The organism is Streptomyces sp. GS7, from assembly GCF_009834125.1.
In the GTDB taxonomy this organism is placed as follows: domain Bacteria; phylum Actinomycetota; class Actinomycetes; order Streptomycetales; family Streptomycetaceae; genus Streptomyces.
In genome coordinates, this window is record NZ_CP047146.1 from 4,986,896 (window position 1) to 5,008,018 (window position 21,123).

Consider the following 21,123-nt stretch of genomic DNA (forward strand, 5'->3'; position numbering starts at 1 on the left):
AACGACGTCGAGACAGCCTGGAGAAGACGATGACCGATCACGGAGCCGACCTGGTGATCCGGGCCGGTGCGGTGCACACGCTGGTGCCCGGTCAGGCCCCGCGGCGGGCGCTGGCCGTGCGGGGTGACCGCATCATGGCCCTCTCCCCCGACCCGAACGGCCTCGACCACCTGGTGAGCGCGCGCACCACGGTCCACGACCTGCCCGGAGCCACGGTGCTGCCCGCGTTCGACGACACCCACACCCACCTGATCTTCGCCGCCCACGGTGCGCACGACGTGCCCGTGCACCGGGCGCGCACCATCCCCGAATTCCTGGGCCTGATCCGGCAACGGGCCAGGACCACCCCCGAGGGCGAGTGGATCCGTACCACCACCAACTGGCAGGAACTCAACCTGGCCGAACGGCGGATGCCCACCGCGGCGGAACTCGACCAGGCCACGGACCGGCACCCGGTCCTGGTCAAGCGCGGCGGCCACAACGACGTCGTCAACACCTACGCGCTGCGCCTGGCGGGGGTCACCGAGGACACCCCGGTACCGCCGGGCGGTGTCATCGGCCGCGACGCCGACGGCAGCCTCAACGGTCGGCTCATCGACAACGCCCTGCCGCTGGTGGAGCGGCTGGTCCCGGCCCAGGACCGGGCCCGGCGCATCGACGCACTGCACCTGGCCAGCGGCTGGTATGCCGCCACCGGCATCGGCACCGTGCGCGACTGCGCGGTCTCCCCGGAGGACTATGCGGTGCTCCTGGCTGCCCGCGAGGCGGGGGCGCTGAGCATCCGGGTGCGGGCCCTGGTCTCGGCACTCGGCATGACCGGCAGGGCGCAGGTGGAGGACCTGCTCGACGTCATGGAGGACTGGCGCTACAACTCCGATCCCCGACTCGGGGTGTGGGGAGTGAAGTTCGGCCTCGACGGCGGCCTGGAGGCCGGGGCCACCGAGGAGCCGTACGCCTGCGACCACGCCTTCTCCGGAATGCTGACCTGGGAGCCCGACGCACTGGTCGAGGCGGTCGAGGCCGTGGTGCGGCGTGGCTGGCGGGTCGGCACCCACTCCTACGGCGACCGCGCGGTCCGCATCCTCCTGGACGTCTACGAACGCGTCCTCGACCGCAACCCCGGGCTGCCTGCCGGCACGCTGGTGATGGAGCACGGCGGCCTGGCCGGCCCCGGACAGCGTGCCCGAGCCGCGGCCCTGGGCATCCCCGTCACCATCCAGCAGCCGCTGCTGCACGACACCGCCGAGGTGGAGGAGGGCTTCTGGGGACCGGAACGCGTCGCCCGGCTCTTCCCCGCCAGGGGCTGGCTCGACCAGGGTGCCCAGGTCAGCGCTGGATCGGACTTCCCCGTCGGCCAGTTCGGCGCCATGCGCTCCGTCTGGGGCATGACCACCCGGCAGACCGTCATCGGCGTCAAGGGCGCCGAGCACGCCATCACCTACGACGAGGCCCTCGCCCTGCACACCACCAACGCCGCCCGCCTGTGTGGAGAGGAGAACCTGCGCGGCACCCTCACCCCCGGCCGCCTGGCCGACCTCAGCGTCTGGGACCAGGACCCCGCACACTGCGCCGGCGAGACTCTGCGCGACCTCAGCGCCAGCCACACCTTCGTCGGTGGCCTCCTGGTCTCCTCCACCACCGCGCAGTGAGCCACGCCGCCCCTGCCCACAGCCAGGGCCCCGCAGACCAGCCCCGGGCACGGCGACAGGGGTGGTGACCACCCCACGCGTCACGGTCTCCCCCTGCGTCATCCTGGAACCATGAGGATCGAGGTTCTGGTCGTGCCGGACTGCCCCCACGAGAAGGCGGCGGTCGAGCTGCTGCGCCACGCGCTGGACGACGCCGGGCTGACGGACGTCACCTGGGACAGGCGGGTGGTGGCCGATCAGGACGCGGCCGAGCGGATCGGCTTCGCGGGGTCCCCGACCTTTCTGATCGACGGACGCGACCCGTTCGCCGAGCCCGGTCGCGCCCCCGGACTGACCTGCCGGATGTACCCGACGCCGCAAGGGCCCGCCGGCCTGCCCACCCGCGACCGGTTGCGGCAGGCGCTGACCTCCGCCTGCCCGGCCGGCGGCGCTCCGGCGGGGGCGGGTGGCGAGGCGCAGCAGGCGAGGGAGCAGCGGCGGCACTGGCAGGACACCTACGCCGCGCACCCCGGCATGTATGGCGCCGAGCCCTCCGCCCCGGCCGTGCACGCGGCCGGCGTCTTCCGGGCCGCGGGCGCCGAACGCGTACTGGAACTCGGTGCCGGGCACGGCCGCGACGCCCTGTACTTCGCCCGGGAGGGCTTCGCCGTCCACGCAACCGACTTCAGTTCCACCGGACTCGATCAGCTGCGCGAAGCCTCCCGCGCCCAGGGGCTGGCCGACCGGATCGCCACCACCGTCCACGATGTCCGCAGTCCTCTGCCGTTTCCCGACGACTCGGTGGACGCCGTCTTCGCGCACATGCTGCTGTGCATGGCGCTGACCACCCGCGAGATCCACGCCCTGGTCGCCGAGGTCCGCCGGGTGCTGCGCCCGGGCGGTGTCTTCGTCTACACCGTCCGGCACACCGGCGACGCTCACTACGCCGCCGGTACCTCCCGCGGCGACGACATCTACGAACACGGCGGCTTCGCCGTCCACTTCTTCCCACGCCGGCTGGTCGACGGCCTCGCCGGGGGCTGGCGCCTTGACGAGGTCCACGGCTTCGAAGAAGGCGAACTGCCCCGCCGTCTGTGGCGCATCACCCAGACCCTGGCCTGACGCGCAACAGCAATCCCGCCCGGGCGACTACGCACGGCCCGGCCCGTCCGGATGCCACGACCCCGCCCGCGCATGCCCTCCACACCCTGCGAACCGACTGGTGAGAAGGGTTATCGGCCCCGGTCCCGCCGCTTGTATTCCTGGAATACCCGGCCGGCGGAGGGCGCGCGGAAGCACTGTCGGGCTCCGGCCGCACCATGCCGGGGTTTGTGCCTCCTGAATGCGAGGCCGCCCCCTTTCACGCCGTACCGAGATGATCTCCCGCCTGTTTCGCTTGATCCTGCGCACGGCCACCCTGCGCGCCACCGGCCGTTTTGCTCACGTCTGTTCACGTCCCGGGAGGGAATGTGTCCACACCGGACAGCGTCACCGGTTCCGCTACCGAAGAGCCCGCACTCGATCCCGCAGACACCGCGCTCACCAGTCTCAGTACACAGGCCGCGCGCCAACTGGCCACCACCACCAAGTCCGTGCCCCAGATGCAGGCCATCACCTCGCGATGGCTGCTGAAGGCGCTGCCGTGGGTGGACGTCAAAGGTGGCACCTACCGGGTCAACCGGCGTCTGCAACTCCGTGTCGGCCGGGGCCGTGTCCAGTTCGAGCAGAACGGCGCGGACGACATCAAGGTGATCCCGCAGACCCTCACCGAACTTCCCGTCCTGCGCGGTTACCCCGATATCGACGTCCTCAAGGAGGTCGCCGGCCGGTTCCGCGTCCGGGAGGTCCGGGCCGGCCAGGTCCTCTTCGAGGCGGGGCAGCCCGCCACCGAGGCGTACCTCGTCGTCCACGGCCGGTTCGCGCGCTACGCGGCCGGCAAGTACGGCGAGGAGGAGGTCATCGGCGTCGTCACGGACGGCGACCAGATGGGGGACGAGGCGATCGGCCTGGCCGAACCGCGCTGGCAGACCTCGGTACGCGCCCAGACGGCGGGCGTGCTGCTGGTGCTGCCCTGGGACGTGGTCCAGGAGTTCACCGACCGCGTACCGTCCCTGGCGGCGCACCTGGCGGCCTACGCGGAGCAGCAGCAGCGCCCCGTGAACCGCAAGGGCGAGGCGGAAGTGCCGGTGGCGGCGGGACACGTGGGCGAGCCGACGCTGTCCGGCGGCTTCGTCGACTACGACCTCACCCCGCGCGAGTACGAACTCTCCCTGACCCAGACCGTGTTGCGGGTGCACAGCCGGGTCGCCGATCTCTACAACGAGCCCATGGACCAGACGCAGCAGCAGCTGCGGCTCACCGTCGAGGAGATCCGTGAGCGCCAGGAGTGGGAGCTGGTCAACAACCGCGAGTTCGGGCTGCTGCACAACACCGACTACGGCCAGCGCATCAGCACCTACTCGGGCCCGCCCACCCCCGACGACATGGACGAGCTGTTGTCCATGCGCCGCAAGACACGGCTGTTCCTGGCCCACCCCAAGGCGATCGCCGCCTTCTTCCGGCAGTGCAACAAACGCGGTCTGGTACCGGGCACGGCGAACGTCGACGGGCACGAGGTTCCCGCCTGGCGCGGCGTCCCGATCTTCCCGTGCGGCAAGATCCCGGTCAGCGGCGAGCACACCAGCAGCATCATCGCGCTGCGTACCGGGGAGGCGGACCAGGGGGTCGTCGGCCTGCACCAGACCGGCCTCCCCGAGGAGTTCCAGCCCGGCCTGAACGTCCGCTTCATGGGCATCGACAACGCCGCGATCATCAAGTACCTCGTCACCGCCTACTACTCGATGGCGATCCTCGTGCCCGACGCGGCCGGAATCCTGGAGAACGTCCAGATCGGCCGGAGCGCCGACTGACCGGGTGGAGTACCCAACCATGAGCACGCCCCCCGACACCGCGGCCGGGTATTCGCTGCCCGGCCCGCCGAACCTCGCCCGCACCCTGCGGGCCCGACGTGGCGGAGCCGTCCCCGGGCTGAAGTACCGGCCCGCCGTCCCCGCCGACCCGGAGAAGGCCGGGGAGATCGACCGCAGGCTGGAGTCCTGGGCCCGCCGGCTGGATCTCTTCCCCGCGCAGTGGACCGGGGACTTCGCGCAGTTCCAGGTCGGCCGGGCAGTCGTCCTGCAGCATCCCGGTGCGGCCGATCTCGAACGCCTCACCGTCGCGGGCGAGTTCCTGCTGGCCGAGAACATCGTCGACAGCTGCTACTGCGAGGAGGACGAGGGCCGCGGTGCCTCACGCCGCAGCCTGGGCGGTCGTCTGATCCTCGGCCAGTCGGCCCTCGACCCGTTCCACGGCACGCCCGCACTGGAGGAGGAGTGGCGCCGTGGCATGCAGGCCGACGGCCCGCTGCGCTCGTACCACTGGGCCATGCAGGACTACGCGGCCTTCGCCACCCCCAGTCAGACGGGCCGGTTCGTCCATGACATGGCCCGGCTGCACCTCGGCTATCTCGCCGAGGCGTCCTGGTCACAGACGCGGCACATGCCGCATGTCTGGGAGTACCTGGTGATGCGGCAGTTCAACAACTTCCGCCCCTGCCTGTCGCTCGTGGACGCCGTGGACGGCTACGAACTGCCCGAAGCGCTCTACGCCCGCCCCGAGGTCCAGCGGGTCACCGCCCTGGCCTGCAACGCCACGACCATCGTGAACGACCTGTATTCCTTCACCAAGGAGCTGGCCAGTGACCCCAACCACCTGAACCTGCCGCAGGTGGTGGCCGCCAACGACAAACGCGGTCTGAAGGCCGCCTACCTGAAGAGCGTCGAGATCCACAACGAGGTCTTCGAGGCGTTCGAGGCGGAGTCGGCCCCGCTGGCTGCCGCCTCGCCGCTCCTCGAACGGTACGTCCGGGGCCTGTCCGCCTGGGTCGCCGGCAACCACGAGTGGCACGCCACCAACACCGACCGCTACCACCTGCCCAACTACTGGTAGACCGATCCCGTGCACCACCGCAAGGAGCGACCGTTGACCATCGCACACGCCGACACCGTCCGCACGCCGGTGCCGACCCAGTCCACGTACCAGTCCCGCGTCGCGGACTACTGGAACGCCGAGGAAAACCCGGTCAACCTCGAACTCGGAAAGATCGACGACCTGTACCACCACCACTACGGCATCGGGGACGCCGACTGGTCGGTACTGGACGAGCCGGACCCCGACCTGCGCCGCGAGCAGGTCACCGGCGAACTGCACCGCCTGGAACACGCCCAGGCCGAACTCCTCGCCTCCCACCTCGGGGACCTCTCCCCCACCGACCGCGTCTTCGACGCCGGGTGCGGACGCGGGGGCGGCAGCGTGGTGGCGCACCTGCGCTACGGCTGCCACGCCGACGGCGCCACCATCTCCGCCAAGCAGGCCGACTTCGCCAACGAGCAGGCCCGCAAACGCGGCATCGACGACAAGGTGCGCTACCACCACCGCAACATGCTCGACACCGGCTTCACCTCCGGCGCGTACGCGGCGTCCTGGAACAACGAGTCGACCATGTACGTCGAACTGGAGCTGCTGTTCGCGGAGCACGCACGCCTGCTGCGGCGCGGTGGACGCTACGTCACGATCACCGGCTGCTACAACGACGCCTACGGCCGCGCCTCCCGCGAGGTCTCCCTCATCAACGCCCACTACATCTGCGACATCCACCCCCGCTCGGCGTACTTCAACGCCATGGCCCACAACCGGCTCGTCCCCGTACACGTCCAGGACCTGACGGAGGCCGCGCTGCCCTACTGGGAACTGCGCCGGCAGGCCGACCACTTGGTCACCGGCATCGAGGAGACCTTCCTCAACGCCTACCGCAACGGCAGCTTCCAGTACCTGCTGATCGCCGCCGAACGCGTGTGAACACCCCGGGGCCGCGCCGCTCGCGGCGCGGCCCCCTGTTGCGGCACCCGGCAGCCGGCGCCCCGCTGACCCGTCGGAGCTGTCACGCGGGCTATGGTCCGTCCCATGACACTGTCGATGCGGGAACGAGAGCTTTTTCTGGCGGAACCCCACATCGGTGCGCTGTCGGTCATCGAGCGGCCTGACCGCGCACCGCTGACGGTTCCCATCTGGTATCAGTACACACCCGGTGGCGAACTGTGGGTACGTACCGGGCCCGACTCCCGGAAGGCGCGGGCGATCCGGTCCGCAGGGCGTTTCAGCCTGATGGTGCAGCGGACCGAGCCGACGGTGCGCTACGTGTCGGTGGAAGGACCGGTGACCAGGACCGAACCGGACAGCCGCGAGCGGTCCTGGGAGATGGCCGCGCGGTACCTCCCCCAGGACAAGGTCGCCGACTTCGTGGAATACGACCGCACCCGGCTCGGTGAGCACATCGCCGTCTACATGCGGCCGGAACACTGGCTGTCCGCCGACATGGGATCCCTCTGACCACACGAGCGCGCAAGCCCCCACGCAACCGCGCCGCGCCCACTCACTTCACTCCCGCCACCGAGCGCCCGGCTCCCCGGTACGAGCCGAGCGCGGCATCCCATCCCGCCCCGCCCCCGGCACGCACGGCCCGGCATGCGTTACCCGCCATCCACAACTCCGTTGTCAGCCACGGCATTTCGTCGACAGCGGAGACGACATCGGGTATAGCGTCGACGGACAGCAATGCACAGAAGGGACTTGCAGCAATGAAGTTAGCCATTCGTACCGGACTGGTCGTCGCGATAGCGGCCTCTGCCTTCGCGGCGCTCGCCCCGACCGCCGGTGCCGCCACCGCCAGGAGCGACCAGGCGGCGAATGAACCGAACTGGGCGACCACGAGCGCTGTCGCGCCGGTCGCCGCCGGCGATCACGCGATGGGCGCCCGCCTGGCCGCGAACCCGACCACGATCAAGGCCGCCGCGTACAACCAGGCCCGGAGCATCCTGGCGAAGGCCGGCAGCGACAGCGCGGCCAAGTCGCACCCCGTCCACGGCACGGGCGACGTGCCGGTCAGGTACGGCACCAGCCTGCTGGCCGGCTCGCGGGACGAGTTCCGGTCCAAGGACCGCAACGTTCCGGACAAGAAGTCGGGCATGTCGCCGGCTCACTACCAGGCGATCCACGACGCGGCGCGCACCATGGGCATCGACCGCTGGTGACGTAGCCGACATCGCCTCCCTTGTCACTACCGCTGACGGGAATCCTCCTGTCAGGGGCCGAGGGGGGCTGCTGGGCAGGGCCGGTGCGGTGGCGGTATTCGTTGGGCGGTATGGCCGCCGGACCGCACGGGCCTTCGTCTTCCACGGCACGGTCACCGTCACACCGATCCGGCTGTGGCTGCGTCAGCGACTGCCGCCCAGTCCATCGGGTCGATGGCAGACGGCCTCGACGTTGTTCCCATCGGGATCGCGAACAAAGGCTCCGTAGTAGGACTCGTGGTAGTCCGGCCAGAGCCGGGGCGCGTGCAGGACCTCGGCACCCACCGCAAGGGCCGCTGCGTAGAAGCCGTCCACGGCGGCGCGGTCGGCTGCGGCGAATGCGATGTGCAGCTCGCGTGCCGGCGCGGGATCCGTCGCGGGGACCAGCCACAGCGGGTGGCCCGTGACCCCGAAGCCGATGTTCTCGCCGAACTGTTTCCTACGCTCGCCACCTAACGGAGCAAGTACGGCATCGTAGAAAGCAGCGCTGGCAGCGAGGTCGCGCACCTGGATGGCGATATGATCTAGCATGCGCCAACCCTCCCCCATCGCAGGGGAGTTGTCGCGCGGTTTTCCCTTCATCCGCTCCCCGGCCGGGCGCAACGGTACACGCCGGTGCTCCGACCCATCGGCAGCCGCATTCCCGGATGTCGGGATTTCGGTGGCCCGCTGCCGCCCGGGGAGTGGGGATCGTGCGCCACCAGTGCGGTGTCGGCTCGCGGGGTCAGGTGAGGGCGGCGACGAGCAGGGCGAAGGCGGCGATGATGACGGCGACGCGGACGTAGTGGTAGCGGGCCCAGCGGTTCATCTGCTCCTTCCAGTCCTCGGGGCGGTTCTCGGGGGTCCACGTCTTGTTCCGGTTGTTGATCGGGACGAGCAGCAGGAGCGACATGATCACGCTGAGGATCAGCAGCGCGCCGGCGGTGACGACGAGGCCGGTGCCGTGGTGGTGCCATCCGGCGATGGCCCAGACCGCGACGAGGACGAGCGAGGTGATGTACCAGACCGGCATCACGGCGCCGAGCATCCGGCCCCCGTGGGCGTGGCCGAGTTGGCCGCTGTCCTCGGGGAGGGCGTTGAGGATCGGGTTGAGGACGAAGAGAACGGAGAACTCCACCCCCACCATCAGGCCGAGGACCACGGTGGTGAAGACCTCGAGTGCGTTGAGCATGATGACCCCTCCTGGGATCTAGCGCCGCTAACTGATGAGGCAACGCTAGTACTACTGCCGCTTGATTGTCTAGCGATGCTAGGATCGAATCATGTCGGTACAGGAACGCAAGCAGCGCGAACGGGCGGAGCGCGAACGCCTCATCGTGGCGACAGCCCGCGAACTCGCCGAGCAGCAGGGCTGGGACGCGGTCACCACCCGCCGGCTCGCCGAGCGCATCGAATACAGCCAGCCCGTCCTCTACAGCCACTTCCGCGGCAAACGCGAGATCATCGGCGCCGTCGCCCTCCAAGGCGCCACCGAGATGGCCGCGGCGGTGCGTGCCGCAGCCTCCAGAGCGAACAGCCCGCGCGAGCGGGTCGCCGCCCTCGCCCGCACCTACCTCGACTTCGCCGCACGCAACCCGGCGGTCTACGACGCCATCTTCCAGCTCGACGGCGGCCTGGCGTTCGCGCACGAGGACACCCCGGAACCTCTCAAGGACGCCTTCGCCGCGCTGCTGGAGAGCCTCGGCGAGGTCACCGGGGACGGCGTCCACCCGGGGCTGTTCACCGAGGTGTTCTGGGCGGCCCTGCACGGACTGGCCACCCTGACCCGGGCGCGACGGCTCCCGCCGGAGGACACCGAGCGCAGAGTGGAGCTGCTGGTGGACCGGCTCGCCGTGGTCTGACACACCGTCCCGGCGAGCACGCAGCCGGGGCCCTCGGACCCCGCCACTGCCTGCCTGCGGCAACGCTTCCGGTCACTCGCGCCCACACGGCGCAGCCGCAGACCGCCGGGCCCCGTACCCCAGACGGGCGCCCGCCCCGGAAGCCGCGGTGCTCATTGATCACGACCCGATTCGCGCCCTGGTCGAGTGGGAGGACTTCCCCCTGTCCCTGGCCCGCATCCCTGGTTCTTCCGTTCTCACCAGTCGGTGGCGGGCCGGGTTCAGCTGACTGGCAGCTGGTATCGAAGTTTCTCCTTCGCCTGGGCCCCCAGCCGGTTGTAGAACCTGATCGCATCCGTGTTCCAGGGCGGAGTCTGCCACTGGACTTGTCCGAGCCCCAGTGCATGCGCTTCGGCCACCACAGCCTCCACCAGCAGGGAGCCGACCTTCAGGCCCCGGTGACCGTCGCGCAGAAACAGACAATCCATATGGAGGTACTCGGCCCCGTCCCACGTGGAGATCTCCGGGGCGCACGACGCGTACCCGATGATCTCCCCGTCGTTCAACTCGGCGACAAAGCACCGCAATCGCGGGGTCTCCGTACTGAACAGCAGTACCTCCAGGCGCCGAGCCAGGTCCGTCGGTGGAGGCGGCGCTTTCTCGTAGGCGGCATGGTCGGCCACCAGGTGGACGACCTGAGGAAGATCGGCCGCGCGTGCGCGTCGCACCCGGGCCGCTCCGGCGCCGGTCACCGGACCTCGCCCTCGAGCACATCCCCGCGCCAGGCCACGAGCCGTTCGGCCACCGCACCGTGGCTGTCCAGCACGTGACGGGTGAGGGCATCGCGTTCGTGCGCCAGGACGGCCGCCTCCCACACGCACGGGGCGAGGCCCACCCGGCCAGGCCGGAGTTGAGTGGCGTCGCCGGCCGGGCCGGTGAAGATGGCGAGGTCAGACATATAGCCCTCGATCCAGGTGTGCACCAGGATGTAGTCGCCGTCGCCACCGGCATGGATGAGCAGCACGGAGAGCCCAAGAGAACCCCGCGACTGTGCCGACGACAGGTAATCGGCGGCGATCCGCACCGCGTTCTGAACGTCCTGGTCCGTCACACTCCGTCCGGGCGCCTCGATCGCATAGGACTTCACCAGGTGCCCGGCAACTGCACGGCTGCCCAGTGGTCGCACCGCGCGGGCGTGGTAGTCATCAGCCAGCGCCAGCAACGCATCCGAATCGACAGCAGCCAAAGATTCGCCGAGTTGGGATTCCGCAAGATCTCTCATCCGACCATCATGCACGCCTACGCCATGCGCCCACAGGGGCACACGATCCGCCGGCCAGGCAGCCACCTGTCACACCCACCTGCCCGGCCTCCACCCGCGCCTCGATGATCTGGATCAAAGACCTCACCCAGGCCGCCCAGTGATCACGATTCGATACGCGCCCTAGCCGTCTTGGTGCGGCAGCCGCTCAAGCGGGAAGAGGATCGGGCTCAGCAGGTGGAGGCTGCGGCCCGGCGCGGGCTTGTTGTGTCTCTTGGACCTGATGGCGCTGAGGAGTTCGTCGATCAGCTCGGCGAGTTCGTCCCGGTCGAGCCAGAGCGGAATCTGGGTGTAGCCCACCGAGTCGGCGATCGGGTCGGTGTCGTCCCGGTCGAGGTAGGCGTTGAAGTCGGCATGCAGGCCGGCCAGCGCCGCGGTGAAGCCCTGCCGGTGGTCGTCCCGGGACATGGCCGCGGCCTCGTCGGCGTCGATCACCGCACGCTCGCGGCGCAGTCGGTAGTGGCGTTCGACGGCGCCGTGCACCCGCTGCTCGTCGGTGACTTCCAACACCCCGGCGTCGGCCAGCAGTCCGACGTGCCGGTACACGGTGGTCTTGGGGACGTCGGGAAGGCTCGCGCACAGGTCGGAGGTGGTGCGCGTGCGCCCACCCGACATGGCGTGCACGATGCGCAGGCGCACGGGATGCAGGAGCAGGTCGAGCTTGTCCACCCGGATACGATCCCACATCCGCTACCGCCCCCGAAGTCGGGAAAGCAACAGGAAGGGGTGAGCCATCACCTGGCAACCGCCCCGAGCCCGGCGCGAGGCGGGCCCGAAACGGGCCCCTGAGCCGTTCCGTCACGGGAAGTCGGCATGAGCCCCCTGACCCGATGCCCGCTCAGGCCGCATGAGCCACCGTGCGGGCCGCACACGAGCAAGTGGCCGACCGGGCCCGCGGCTTCGGTGTGCACGGCACGCTGCACGCCCTGTTCGTCTCCGAAGCCTCCGGCCGTATCGCGAAGGTCCCCGTTCCCGGGCGCGGGACCGACTGAGAACCGGGACGAACGGACTCGTACGCCGACATCCCTGCGGCGGTAACGGGGCGGCGACCGACCACTGCCGCGCGCGTAGTTGACGTCCGCCGTGGAGCCGTGGCGGTATGCCGACCGGTACGCCGACCGGTATGCCGTCAGGTGGTGGGACCGCTCCAGTAGGCGTCCTCCCACCGCTTCGCGTCGGGGCTGAACTCGACCTCGATCCGGTCGGCGGCACCCGGCGGCAGGGAGAAGGCGTACTTGCCCACGGCTTCCTTGCCGGGGAGGACATAGCCGGTGAGGACCTTCTGCCGCCCGCTTCCGTCGATCACCAGCTCCGTCGACGCCCCGTCAGCGTCGTTGACGCTGGGCAGCCCGGTCTCTACGGCGACCCGCCGGCCACCGGTGTTCACCACCGCGACCGTGACCTGGACGGCCTTGTTCCCCTTGGCGTGACCGAGGACGTAACCGTCCGGGCTGAACGGCACCGGCTTGCCGACCGTGACTTTCAGACCGTCGCCGAAGGTGTACGACTTACCGAAGGACAAGTGCCGGGCCTTCTCGGCGGCAGCCGCCGACTCCCTGGCCGCCTCGGCCTTGGCGCGCGCATCGGCGTCGACCTCCTTCACGTGCGCACGGTCGCGGTCGACCACCCCCTTGACCAACACGACGGTGAACGCCGCGCCGCCCGCCGCCGCGACCAGACCCAGGATGCCCAGAACGACACCGCTGAACGCCATGGCCTTGTTGGTGGCCCGACCCGTGCGCACCCGGCTCAGCCCGATACCGCCGAAGATCACGGCCAACAATGCCGGCAGCCAGGACAGCCAGAACAGGAAGATGAACGCGCCTAGGACGAGGCCGACAAGAGCGAGTACCAGCGCCGTGATGCCCATGCCGTTGCTGGGCTGCGGGGTCCAGGCCGGCGGCGGGCACGGCGCCCGGTACGCGTCGCTCTCAGCGGGCGGCGCAGCCCACGGGTCGCGGTGCCGGGGCAGTGGATCCCCGGTCGTGGGGCCGTCGGGAGAGACGGGCGTGGTCATGCAGAATCCTTCAGCCAGAACACTCGGTGAATTTCCGACAATACCAGGGGTTTTACCTTTTCATTACCCCTCACGGGTGGGGCCGGCACACCACCCAGGCACCCAGGCACCCAGGCACCCAGGCACCCAGGAGCGGACTTGTAGTTGGCGCAGCGAACGCTGCGCTGCGGACATGTGCCCACCTGCGGCGGCGATGCGCACTCCACCGTCACGGCCGCACACGAACCGGTTCGGCCTTGCCCTGGATCACCGCGCGCAGGGAGGCGGATGTGCGGTCGATGTGCTGGGCCAGGAGGTCGGCCGCGGCGCGGGGGTCACGGGCGAGAACCGCGTCGAGTAGTGCTTGGTGTTCGCGGGCCACGTCGCGGTCGTAGTCCTGTCCGACGGGGCCGGACCAGCGCAGGTAGATCGCTGCGGCGATCGGCTCCACCAGCTCACCGCGCGAGGCCGACGTCCTGCAGAAGGAACTGGGCTATGACGCCGAGGTACTGCGCAAAGCGGGCCCCATCGACGAACAACCGCGGGCCGCCGCGCCGGACGGCCTCGACGTGGTCGTCGACAACGTGGGTGGCGAGCAGCCGAAGGCAGCGATCGGGTTGGCCCGGCGCGGGGCGCGCATCGCGTTGATCGGCACACTGGCCGGGCAGCTCGGCGACTCGGCCACCACGGAAATCGACCCCCATGCCCTCATCGCAGGCAGCATCGCCTTGCGGGGCGCAGCGCTCTACGACTACCTCGACATCATCCCCGAGTGGACCGACTTCTTCGCACGCGCACTGCGCGACGGCACGCTCACCTTCCCCCGCACCGTGCTGACCGGGCTCGACCAGGCACCGCGCGCTCTGCGGGAGCTAGTGGAGGGCCGGCACCTGGGTGCAGTGCACATGGAGCTTTGATCCGGTGCCGGTGCCGCCTCGGCGCCCTCCAGCGCAGCCCGTTCCTCGCCCGACAACGTCGACTCGGCCTTCGTCCGCCCCGTGTGCCAAGACGATCAGTTGGCCGGAGCCACACCGCCAACGGGGCTGCTTCCTGATGCGCTGGGGGAAAAGTTGCGGGTCGCTGTCGATCCGGCCACGTCCCGTTCGACGTCATGATGTGCGGCGCCTCGCCCCACGATGACGCGACAGGACCTGACGAGGAAACACGTGGATCAACTGCTGAGAATCATGAACTTCAACGTCTCGCGTGACGGAATCGGTGCCGGTGAGCACCAGAGTCTCCAGCGGCCGTTCGGGCACGATCATCCCGAGAGGCTGTTCGCCTGGGCCGGAGCGACGGCGAGCTGGCCCATGCGCACGGATCCCGGGGGAAGCCGGGGCCTCGACGACTACTTCACGCGAGACTTCACACGCAACATCGGTGCCGAGATCATGGGCCGCAACAAGTTCGGGCCCCAGCGCGGGCCCTGGCAGGACCATGAGTGGCGCGGCTGGTGGGGGGAGGAGCCCCCGTTCCACACTCCGGTGTTCGTCATGACCCACCACCAGCGTCCGTCGTTCACGCTCTGCGACACCACGTTCCACTTCGTCGACGGCTCCCCGGCCACGATCCTGGAACGGGCGCGGGAAGCGGCACAGGGCAAGGACGTCCGACTCGGCGGCGGGGTCACCATCATCCGGCAGTTCCTTGATGCCGACCTCGTCGACACCATGCATGTGGCGGTCTCGCCGGTCAAGCTCGGGTCCGGACTACGACTCTGGGAGTCTCCCGATGAGCTGCTCGACCGGTTCCACCTGGAGGTGGTGCCCAGCCCGAGCGGCGTGACGCACCACCTGTTCTGGCGAAGGTGAGTGACGCGAGGCCCACTTGAGTTCACTTCCGGCGGGTCGGCCGGAAGCAGACGGGGTGCCGGGCAGGGCCGTCACACTCTCCGCCCGGCACCCGAGCGCACGAGTCGGCCCCGGATGCTGCGCCACGGGGAAAGGGCGGCGGCCGAGGCCGGTGTGTGGTGAACTCTGGTGGCTCAGGCGGAGATTCCAGCTGGCCAGGCCGGGCTCGTCATGCCGAACCAGGGCCGGGCTGAGGGGCTCGGGAGCCGGGCGGTCGGAGCCCCTCCACAGGCGATGGGTCCCTCGCGCAGGGCCGTGAGGGACGGGGCATCAGCCGGAGCGATGCGATTCGGGGCGGTGTGGCCGGAGCCGGAGCTGGCGGCGGTAGCGCGTGCGCCTGCTGCTTGAGGCCGGGCGGTCTCCAGCGGCGGGGGCCTGCGGGGACTTCCCGACGGCTCCTCCGTGCAGCATCAGCAGTGTGCCGGTGGCGAAGACCACGAGGAACAGCGTGATCGATCCGGTGGCCATCAGTACGGCGTGGGCGTGGAGCATCTGGTTGGCCAGGGCGAGAACCACGGCCAGCACACTGCTTCCCGCGGACGAGAGCTGTGGCTACCCCGGTCGCTGCGCTCCCCCGGCGGCCCGAGCCCCAGCCGCACACGTGTCCGTCTGCGAGGGCACGTTCATGGCCGATCCCTGCCTCCGCCAGGTCTACTGCTCAGCCATCTGCCGTCGGGAAGCGGAACGACAGCGTGAACGCGAGCGGGCCCGGTTCCGCGCCGAGGTGGACGCGGCGGGCAAGGTCGGTGGGTTCCACACCGCGCAGGTGGTGGACGCCGAACCGGACGGAGAGCCGCCCTGGCTGGCCACGGCGTATGTGCCGGGCCCGACGCTCGCCCACTTGATCGCCACCGAAGAGCCCATGGCCAAGGCCGAGTTGAGACAGCTCGGCGCGGCGCTGGCGGAGGCACTGGAGGCAGTGCACGGGTGCGGGCTTGTGCATCGCGATCTGAAGCCGGGCAACATCATCAGGGCGCCGGACGGTCCACGGGTCGTGGACTTCGGGATCGCCCGGGCTGTCGAGTCCACCCGGCTGACGACGACCGGTCACGCCTTCGGCACCGCGGCTGTCTCGCGCCCGAGCAGGCGGAGGGCCGGGAAGTGACAGGCGGCGCCGATGTGTTCGCCCTTGGCGCCGTCCTCGTGGCGGGCCTTGCACTGGGCCGGGACCGATGCGGCGCCGTCGAGCGGCTGGCAGCGGTCGAGAAGCCGGCGGTGGACCGTGGGTGTGGCGGTGACACGCAGGCTGTAGCCCTGGCCGTGCTGGCCACGGGAGTTTGGGCGCGATCTTCGTCGTACACCTGACGGTGTGCGACCCGTTCCAGGTGTAGGCGATCGGTACGTTGCGCGGGGTTCCGTCCTTGGCGACGTAGGCCAGGCGGGTCACGTCACGGGCCAGCAACTCCTGGCTGATCGGGCGGTTCAGAGAACCTCGGTGAGCTCGTTCGGCTGCATGGTTCGGTTCCTCCATCTCAGCGCAGTTGCTCGGCCAGTCCGACGATGATGCCCTCCGGTCCGCGGAGGTAGCAGAGCAGATAGCTGTCCTCGAACCGGGCGATCTCGCCGACGAGTTCGGCGCCGTGAGGGCGCAGGCGGGCAACGGTCTCCTCAATGTCGTCGACGGCGAACATGACGCGGTGCGTGCCCAGAATGTTGTGCGGCCGGTTGCGCGGCCCGGCGCTGATCACCGCGGGGCTGCGGTACTTCGCCAGCTCGATCCGGCTGTGACCGTCCGGGGTCCGGACCATCGCGATGTCACAGCGGACGCCGTCGAGTCCGGTGCACTGGTCGGCGAAGAGGCCCTCGACCTCCGCCCTGCCCTCCAGCTCCATACCGAGTTCCACGAAGAACGCGATGGCGGCATCCATGTCCTCGACGACGATGCCGACGTTGTCCATCCGCTGAATCGCCATGCTGGCTTCTCCTTCTTCCTCCTGCGGCCGGTGGTGGCCGCTGATGTCCTTGGGACGGAGCCGGTGGCACGTTCTCGACATCCGCAGACCGCCGAACTCCGAAAAATCTGGATCGCGCATCAGCACCGCTACAGCAGACCCACGAGCCAGGCGCCACCACCGAGGGTGAGTGCGGCACAGGTGGCTGCTCCCATGCAGACGAGCAGCCGCAGCGTGCCGTCCCCGCTTTTCCATGCTTCCTCGGCGATTCGCAGCGTGCGCGCTTGAGCATGCGCCTCCCCAATCAATTCACGGTTCCGGGTCACCCTTGGCGGGTGGAGTTCCCCGTGCCGCTCGCCCTCGCCGCACCACACCCCTGCCGCGCTTGCGGATTCCGGCGACGATGGCGTTGACGTCCTGGATGGAGCGGCCGAGCCGGTCCGGGGAGGGGACGACGAGGGTGTCGCCTTCGCGGAAGTAGCCGAGGGCCTTCCAGGGCGGTGTCAGCCCTCGGGCGCGGTGGCGGCCTCACATCATGAACTGCGCTCCCTCGCAACCTGATGCGCGCCTCTGCCCCCCTCTTCTGCGTTGACGGATCGATGTGGTCGAACCGGCCCAACTGTTGCCTATCGAGGGGGATTCGATGTTCCGTTGGTGGAGCTCGTCGAGCGCAACCCGGCCCTGACCGGGTTCGTGCCGTTCCCAAAGCGGTGGATCGTGGAGCGTGCCTACGGGATCTTGATGCTGCACCGCAGGCTGGTACGCGACTACGAGCATCTGCCGCGCAGTTCGGAGTCGCCGGTGTACTGGGCGATGACCGCGGTGATACTGCGCCGGCTGACCGGGGCCACCGCTGCGGCCTGGCGCAGCACATGTGCGGCGGGGAACTGACCCTCGGGGCGGCCTCGAAGAACATGCCCCACAAGCATCCCTTCAGCCAGGCGCACAGTGGAACGGCCGCGACTCACGCAACGGCAAGCGGTCCAAGACTGTCCTGGCTAACGTCGGCCCGGTCGAGGTGGGCGGGGACAAGCCCCTCCCCGAACTACCCATCTGCTGAGCACGGTTCCCGACAGCCCGGTGCCTGGCGGGCCCGCACACCCGCCAGGCACTCCGGTGTGGCTCAGCTGCCGCCCTTGAGAGCGGTGACTCGGTAGACGGCGGTGCCATGAGCGGGCACGGTCGCGGATATGGTGCCGGTGGTGTGCGTGTCGTGGTGCTGCCACAGGTCGCGCAGCCGGTAGTCGTCGGCCTGCGGGAGGCCCACGTCCTGGGCGGTGGTGGAGATCTGCTGCGGCTCGTCGGTCTCGTTGAAAAGCGCCACCGCACGGGCGCCGTCGGCCAGTTGCTTGACCAGCGTCCAGCGGCCGGAGTCGGACCGTAGCACGGTGGCCTGCTTGCCCAGGCGGTCCTGGTCGAGCGCGATGACGTCCTTGTTGGTCAGGATCTCGAAGGTCTCCGGGGTGGCCTTGCGCAGGTCGGAGCCGATCAGGAGCGGCGCGGACATCATTGACCACAGGGTGAAGTGGCTGCGGTACTCGGCGTCGGTCATCCCTCCGTTGCCGACCTCCAGCATGTCCGGGTCATTCCAGTGCCCGGGGCCGGCGTACCGCGCCAGCGGCAGGTTCTGCTTGGCGATACCGAGCATGCTCGACCAGGAGTCACTGATGTCCCCGGTGGTACGCCACAGATGTCCTGTGTCCGACGCCCACTCCCAGGGCTTGTTCTCGCCCCATTCGCAGATGCTGTAGACGATGGGCCGCCCTGTGGCCTTCAGGGCGGCCCCCATGGTGCGGTACCGCTGCTGGGCGTCCACGCCCTGGTTGTTGCAGTTGTCATACTTGAGGTAGTCCACGCCCCAGTCGGCGAACTGCCGGGCGTCGGAACGCTCATGGCCGAGACCGCCGGGGAAGCCGTCCGGGTCGCAGGTCTTGGTGCCGGCGCTGGTGTAGATGCCGAATTTCAGGCCCTTGGCGTGCACATAGTCGGCGACCGCCTTGATGCCATGCGGGAAGCGCCGCGGATCCGGTACGAGCTTGCCGTTCCCGTCGCGCGCGGGCCGCGCCCAGCAGTCGTCGAGATTGACGTACCGGTAGCCGGCCTCCTTGAGTCCCTTGGACACGAACAGATCGGCGACGCCCTTGACCATGTCCTCGTTGAACTCGGCCCGGCAGTGCGTGGAGTTCCAGTTGTTGAAGCCCATCGGGGGCGTCTTGGCGAGCCCGTCGGGGAGCCGGGGTGCGCGGCCAGCGTCCACGGTGCCGCTGATGGGAACGGGGCCGGCGGCACCCGGGACGTGGGGTGTGCTCGCCAAGGCGGGCAGGGCGGTCACCCCGGCCGTACACAGCAGTGCGGCGGACAGCGCTCCGACGATTCTTGGGTGGTTCCGCCGGCGGATGGTGTGTATGTGAACGCGCATGGTTCGCGTCCTCCGTCTTCGTGAGAGGGGGTGGGGACGTGCACCTGTCACTGATGGGTGCTTACGGTAGAACTTGTTGAAGTCTGTTGGAAGGGGGTGCGGCGCGGTTCTTTCCCTCCCGTCAAACCGCAGGGCATACCGGGCTGTTCGGGATGCGGCACGCTAGAGGTGTTCTGTCCTGTCGGCTTTCGCGACTGAGGACAGCAGGGCAAGGACGGGGCAGCATCCCGTCAACCCACGGCGACTCAACCGCGTACCGGGTAGCGGGTAGCGGGTAGCGGGTAGCGGGTAGCGGGTAGCGGGTAGCGGGTAGCGGGTAGCGGGTAGCGGCAGGATGCCGACTCCATGACGGTGTACGACTCCCATAGGGCCGCCATCGCGATACGGACTGGCTTTCACATCAGTTTCTCCGTCTTCGCCGGCCTCGTGGCGGAGGGTGGACACCGCTTGCAGCGCCTCGTCCCAACTGCCGTACCGGCCGATGGTGCTGATGTCCTCGCGGTCCGGCGACGTACCGGGGGGGGCAGGGGTGTGGGGCTTCCCCTGGCGATGTTGGAGCCCGCATTTCCCGGCCGCGGCAGTCCTACCGCCGGTTCCCCCGCCCCGTCCGTGGTCGATGAACCCCGTCAAAGGGTGGTGGCCGAAGGTGTTCTTGCAGGTCACCTCCTGGGCCCGCACACCGGTGAATCGCCGACCCAACTCCCCCTTGTCAAAGGATCGTTGCTCGGCAGCGTCTACGCCCATCTCGACATCCGCGACCGCTTGGTGGTCGTCGACGGCAACCGCGAGCTGCTGCGCGTCGCCCACCGGAAGCCCGCGGACGGCACATGGCAGCTGTACGTGGACCACTCGCTCTCCCTGGCACAGGCGGTACCGGTGGGAGACGCGGTGGTGGGCCTGTCCCCGGACTGGCGGGAGCGGGTGTGGTTCGCCACCGCAGGCGGCGTCGTCGGGACTGCCGACGACCGCACCGGGACGGTCATGGCCCTCGCGCTGCCCGCCGGTGAGCGCATCACCAACGGCATCTCCACCACCCCACAGGGCACCCTGGTCCCCACCACATACGCGACCTACCTGCTGGCCGCTTCCGCCGACGGCGCCCCGCAGATCCGTTGGCGGCAGGCGTACGACCAGGGACCGGGCCGCAAGCCGGGCCAGCTGAGCTGGGGCACCGGCTCCGCCCCTACCTCCTTCGGCCCGCGCACCGGCACCGACCATGTCACCCTCGTCGACATCGCCGGCCCCACCGTGAACCTCCTCGTCTACCGCACCGGCGACGGCCAACAGGTCTGCAAGGTACCGGTGCTGAAGGCAGGAGGCAGCGGCAGCGAGAACTCGCCCATCGATGTGGGGCGTTCGGTGTACGTGGCCAGCACCTACGGCTGCCCCTACCCCGCCCTGCCCCCGGGCGCAGAGCCCAGCGTGTCGCCGTCGGCCGACTTCACCGGCGGCATGACCCGGGTCGGCGTCCGGCGCGACGGGAAAGGCTGCGACCTGAAGTGGGACACCACGGTCCGCTCCGCCACCGTGCCCCTGCTCTCCCTCGCCGACCACCGCATCCACACCGTGCTGCGCGAGCCGGCCACGCCGGGCTCGAACACTCCCTCGCAGCGAGACCGGTTCACCCACGCCCAGATCGACCCCTGCACCGGCAAGGTCACCCGGGCCCTCCCCCTGGGAGCGGGTGCGCCTTACGACACCCTCCAGCAGGTCGGCACCATCGCACCCGGCGGCATCGTCTACGAAGGCACCATCAGCGGCGTCCTGCGCATCGCGCACGGCTGACCGACCGCACGACCCCGGTAAGCCCATTCGCAGTGACGAGCTGCCGGACAACTGAGCCTGACCGGAGTCGAATACGGGATGACGCGGGCAGACGGGCGCGGCTGCGGCACGGGCAGGCGCGCCCGCCTATGGCACGGTGCGACGCCCAGGGCCGTCCGCCGCGCACGCACGTGGGGGCGTTCGTCTGGCGCTGGAACCCTCACCGTAAGCCGACGTCAAGGCTGTCTCGGCGAAAAGGGCAACCA

At 69.7% G+C, this 21,123-nt stretch carries 22 protein-coding genes and 3 pseudogenes; 14 read left to right on the plus strand and 11 right to left on the minus strand.

Translation table 11 applies throughout. The features are described from left to right. Window positions 1-29 precede the first annotated feature (29 nt). From GR130_RS22050 to GR130_RS39965, 7 genes are all read left to right on the plus strand, one after another. The gene (locus tag GR130_RS22050) at window positions 30-1,649 is read left to right on the plus strand and encodes an amidohydrolase (protein WP_159506297.1); all 1,620 of its coding nucleotides are present in this window, start codon (window positions 30-32) and stop codon (window positions 1,647-1,649) included. 111 nt (window positions 1,650-1,760) lie between these two features. Then, entirely contained in the window at window positions 1,761-2,750 is a 990-nt protein-coding gene (locus GR130_RS22055) for a class I SAM-dependent methyltransferase (RefSeq protein ID WP_236573349.1), read from the plus strand. Between the two features lie 347 nt (window positions 2,751-3,097). After that, on the plus strand, window positions 3,098-4,537 hold the full coding sequence (locus GR130_RS22060; RefSeq protein ID WP_159506298.1) for a family 2B encapsulin nanocompartment shell protein: 1,440 nt from the start codon (window positions 3,098-3,100) through the stop codon (window positions 4,535-4,537). Window positions 4,538-4,556: 19 nt separating this feature from the next. Then, window positions 4,557-5,615 (plus strand): family 2 encapsulin nanocompartment cargo protein terpene cyclase, encoded by a 1,059-nt coding sequence (locus GR130_RS22065; protein ID WP_159506299.1) that lies wholly within the window; start codon window positions 4,557-4,559, stop codon window positions 5,613-5,615. A 33-nt stretch (window positions 5,616-5,648) separates the two neighbouring features. Next, complete coding sequence (locus GR130_RS22070) at window positions 5,649-6,524, plus strand: geranyl diphosphate 2-C-methyltransferase (protein ID WP_159506300.1); 876 nt, start codon at window positions 5,649-5,651, stop codon at window positions 6,522-6,524. 105 nt (window positions 6,525-6,629) lie between these two features. Further along, a complete protein-coding gene (locus tag GR130_RS22075) occupies window positions 6,630-7,055 on the plus strand; it encodes a pyridoxamine 5'-phosphate oxidase family protein (protein ID WP_159506301.1) in 426 nt (141 codons plus the stop codon). Window positions 7,056-7,303: 248 nt separating this feature from the next. Then, on the plus strand, window positions 7,304-7,756 hold the full coding sequence (locus tag GR130_RS39965) for a hypothetical protein (RefSeq protein ID WP_201304964.1): 453 nt from the start codon (window positions 7,304-7,306) through the stop codon (window positions 7,754-7,756). 183 nt (window positions 7,757-7,939) lie between these two features. On the opposite strand, the gene GR130_RS22085 is transcribed toward GR130_RS39965, so the two are convergent. Further along, the gene (locus tag GR130_RS22085; protein WP_159506302.1) at window positions 7,940-8,326 is read right to left on the minus strand and encodes a VOC family protein; all 387 of its coding nucleotides are present in this window, start codon (window positions 8,324-8,326) and stop codon (window positions 7,940-7,942) included. 193 nt (window positions 8,327-8,519) lie between these two features. Then, window positions 8,520-8,966 (minus strand): DUF1772 domain-containing protein, encoded by a 447-nt coding sequence (locus GR130_RS22090; protein ID WP_159506303.1) that lies wholly within the window; start codon window positions 8,964-8,966, stop codon window positions 8,520-8,522. A 91-nt stretch (window positions 8,967-9,057) separates the two neighbouring features. On the opposite strand from GR130_RS22090, the gene GR130_RS22095 reads away from it, so the two are divergent. Then, the gene (locus GR130_RS22095; RefSeq protein ID WP_159506304.1) at window positions 9,058-9,636 is read left to right on the plus strand and encodes a TetR/AcrR family transcriptional regulator; all 579 of its coding nucleotides are present in this window, start codon (window positions 9,058-9,060) and stop codon (window positions 9,634-9,636) included. 260 nt (window positions 9,637-9,896) lie between these two features. Here the strand turns inward: GR130_RS22095 and GR130_RS22100 are convergent, their stop codons facing one another. The 3 genes from GR130_RS22100 to GR130_RS22110 all read right to left on the minus strand — a co-directional run bounded on the left by GR130_RS22100 (window position 9,897) and on the right by GR130_RS22110 (window position 11,605). Continuing rightward, on the minus strand, window positions 9,897-10,367 hold the full coding sequence (locus GR130_RS22100) for a GNAT family N-acetyltransferase (protein WP_159506305.1): 471 nt from the start codon (window positions 10,365-10,367) through the stop codon (window positions 9,897-9,899). Beyond that, window positions 10,364-10,897 (minus strand): hypothetical protein, encoded by a 534-nt coding sequence (locus GR130_RS22105; protein WP_159506306.1) that lies wholly within the window; start codon window positions 10,895-10,897, stop codon window positions 10,364-10,366. The genes GR130_RS22100 and GR130_RS22105 overlap by 4 nt, the downstream gene beginning before the upstream one ends. Window positions 10,898-11,059: 162 nt before the next feature. After that, on the minus strand, window positions 11,060-11,605 hold the full coding sequence (locus tag GR130_RS22110; protein WP_159506307.1) for a helix-turn-helix domain-containing protein: 546 nt from the start codon (window positions 11,603-11,605) through the stop codon (window positions 11,060-11,062). Between the two features lie 188 nt (window positions 11,606-11,793). Between GR130_RS22110 and GR130_RS41390 the strand changes: the two genes are divergently transcribed. Further along, window positions 11,794-11,928, plus strand: coding sequence for a hypothetical protein (locus GR130_RS41390; RefSeq protein ID WP_268977931.1), 135 nt, complete (start codon window positions 11,794-11,796; stop codon window positions 11,926-11,928). A gap of 137 nt (window positions 11,929-12,065) precedes the next feature. Here the strand turns inward: GR130_RS41390 and GR130_RS22115 are convergent, their stop codons facing one another. Then, on the minus strand, window positions 12,066-12,953 hold the full coding sequence (locus tag GR130_RS22115; protein ID WP_159506308.1) for a DUF4190 domain-containing protein: 888 nt from the start codon (window positions 12,951-12,953) through the stop codon (window positions 12,066-12,068). Between the two features lie 208 nt (window positions 12,954-13,161). Beyond that, window positions 13,162-13,383 carry an FCD domain-containing protein gene (locus tag GR130_RS22120; protein ID WP_268977932.1) on the minus strand — a complete coding sequence of 74 codons (222 nt, stop codon included), beginning with the start codon at window positions 13,381-13,383 and terminating at the stop codon, window positions 13,162-13,164. Window positions 13,384-13,420: 37 nt separating this feature from the next. Here GR130_RS22120 and GR130_RS22125 point away from each other — a divergent pair, with 37 nt between their 5' ends. Then, complete coding sequence (locus tag GR130_RS22125; RefSeq protein WP_328707597.1) at window positions 13,421-13,849, plus strand: hypothetical protein; 429 nt, start codon at window positions 13,421-13,423, stop codon at window positions 13,847-13,849. A 249-nt stretch (window positions 13,850-14,098) separates the two neighbouring features. Next, window positions 14,099-14,743 (plus strand): dihydrofolate reductase family protein, encoded by a 645-nt coding sequence (locus tag GR130_RS22130; RefSeq protein ID WP_159506309.1) that lies wholly within the window; start codon window positions 14,099-14,101, stop codon window positions 14,741-14,743. Window positions 14,744-15,052: 309 nt separating this feature from the next. Here GR130_RS22130 and GR130_RS22135 read toward each other — a convergent pair whose 3' ends face one another. Beyond that, window positions 15,053-15,307 carry a hypothetical protein gene (locus tag GR130_RS22135; protein WP_159506310.1) on the minus strand — a complete coding sequence of 85 codons (255 nt, stop codon included), beginning with the start codon at window positions 15,305-15,307 and terminating at the stop codon, window positions 15,053-15,055. Between the two features lie 178 nt (window positions 15,308-15,485). Here GR130_RS22135 and GR130_RS22140 point away from each other — a divergent pair. Further along, window positions 15,486-15,931, plus strand: a pseudogene (locus GR130_RS22140) (protein kinase domain-containing protein); the annotation flags it as partial. Window positions 15,932-16,254: 323 nt separating this feature from the next. On the opposite strand, the gene GR130_RS22145 reads toward GR130_RS22140, so the two are convergent. Both GR130_RS22145 and GR130_RS22150 read right to left on the minus strand, forming a co-directional pair. Beyond that, on the minus strand, window positions 16,255-16,695 hold the full coding sequence (locus GR130_RS22145) for a VOC family protein (RefSeq protein WP_159506311.1): 441 nt from the start codon (window positions 16,693-16,695) through the stop codon (window positions 16,255-16,257). Between the two features lie 288 nt (window positions 16,696-16,983). Beyond that, window positions 16,984-17,181: a recombinase family protein gene (locus tag GR130_RS22150; RefSeq protein ID WP_159510139.1), complete on the minus strand. Its 198-nt coding sequence runs from the start codon at window positions 17,179-17,181 to the stop codon at window positions 16,984-16,986. Window positions 17,182-17,325: 144 nt separating this feature from the next. Between GR130_RS22150 and GR130_RS22155 the strand changes: the two genes are divergently transcribed. Beyond that, window positions 17,326-17,565 (plus strand): hypothetical protein, encoded by a 240-nt coding sequence (locus GR130_RS22155; RefSeq protein ID WP_443043643.1) that lies wholly within the window; start codon window positions 17,326-17,328, stop codon window positions 17,563-17,565. Between the two features lie 250 nt (window positions 17,566-17,815). On the opposite strand, the pseudogene GR130_RS22160 reads toward GR130_RS22155, so the two are convergent. Beyond that, window positions 17,816-19,093: pseudogene (locus tag GR130_RS22160) on the minus strand (glycoside hydrolase family 27 protein); the annotation flags it as partial. Window positions 19,094-19,753: 660 nt separating this feature from the next. Between GR130_RS22160 and GR130_RS22165 the strand changes: the two are divergent. Then, window positions 19,754-20,878: pseudogene (locus GR130_RS22165) on the plus strand (hypothetical protein); the annotation flags it as partial. Between the last annotated feature and the right edge of the window lie 245 nt (window positions 20,879-21,123).

Coding starts and splice junctions, on each gene's coding strand:
- GR130_RS22050 (WP_159506297.1), top strand. CDS start 30: ATGACCGATCACGGAGCCGACCTGGTGATCCGGGCCGGTGCGGTGCAC.
- GR130_RS22055 (WP_236573349.1), top strand. CDS start 1,761: ATGAGGATCGAGGTTCTGGTCGTGCCGGACTGCCCCCACGAGAAGGCG.
- GR130_RS22065 (WP_159506299.1), top strand. CDS start 4,557: ATGAGCACGCCCCCCGACACCGCGGCCGGGTATTCGCTGCCCGGCCCG.
- GR130_RS22075 (WP_159506301.1), top strand. CDS start 6,630: ATGACACTGTCGATGCGGGAACGAGAGCTTTTTCTGGCGGAACCCCAC.
- GR130_RS39965 (WP_201304964.1), top strand. CDS start 7,304: ATGAAGTTAGCCATTCGTACCGGACTGGTCGTCGCGATAGCGGCCTCT.
- GR130_RS22085 (WP_159506302.1), bottom strand. CDS start 8,326: ATGCTAGATCATATCGCCATCCAGGTGCGCGACCTCGCTGCCAGCGCT.
- GR130_RS22090 (WP_159506303.1), bottom strand. CDS start 8,966: ATGCTCAACGCACTCGAGGTCTTCACCACCGTGGTCCTCGGCCTGATG.
- GR130_RS22095 (WP_159506304.1), top strand. CDS start 9,058: ATGTCGGTACAGGAACGCAAGCAGCGCGAACGGGCGGAGCGCGAACGC.
- GR130_RS22105 (WP_159506306.1), bottom strand. CDS start 10,897: ATGAGAGATCTTGCGGAATCCCAACTCGGCGAATCTTTGGCTGCTGTC.
- GR130_RS22115 (WP_159506308.1), bottom strand. CDS start 12,953: ATGACCACGCCCGTCTCTCCCGACGGCCCCACGACCGGGGATCCACTG.
- GR130_RS22145 (WP_159506311.1), bottom strand. CDS start 16,695: ATGGCGATTCAGCGGATGGACAACGTCGGCATCGTCGTCGAGGACATG.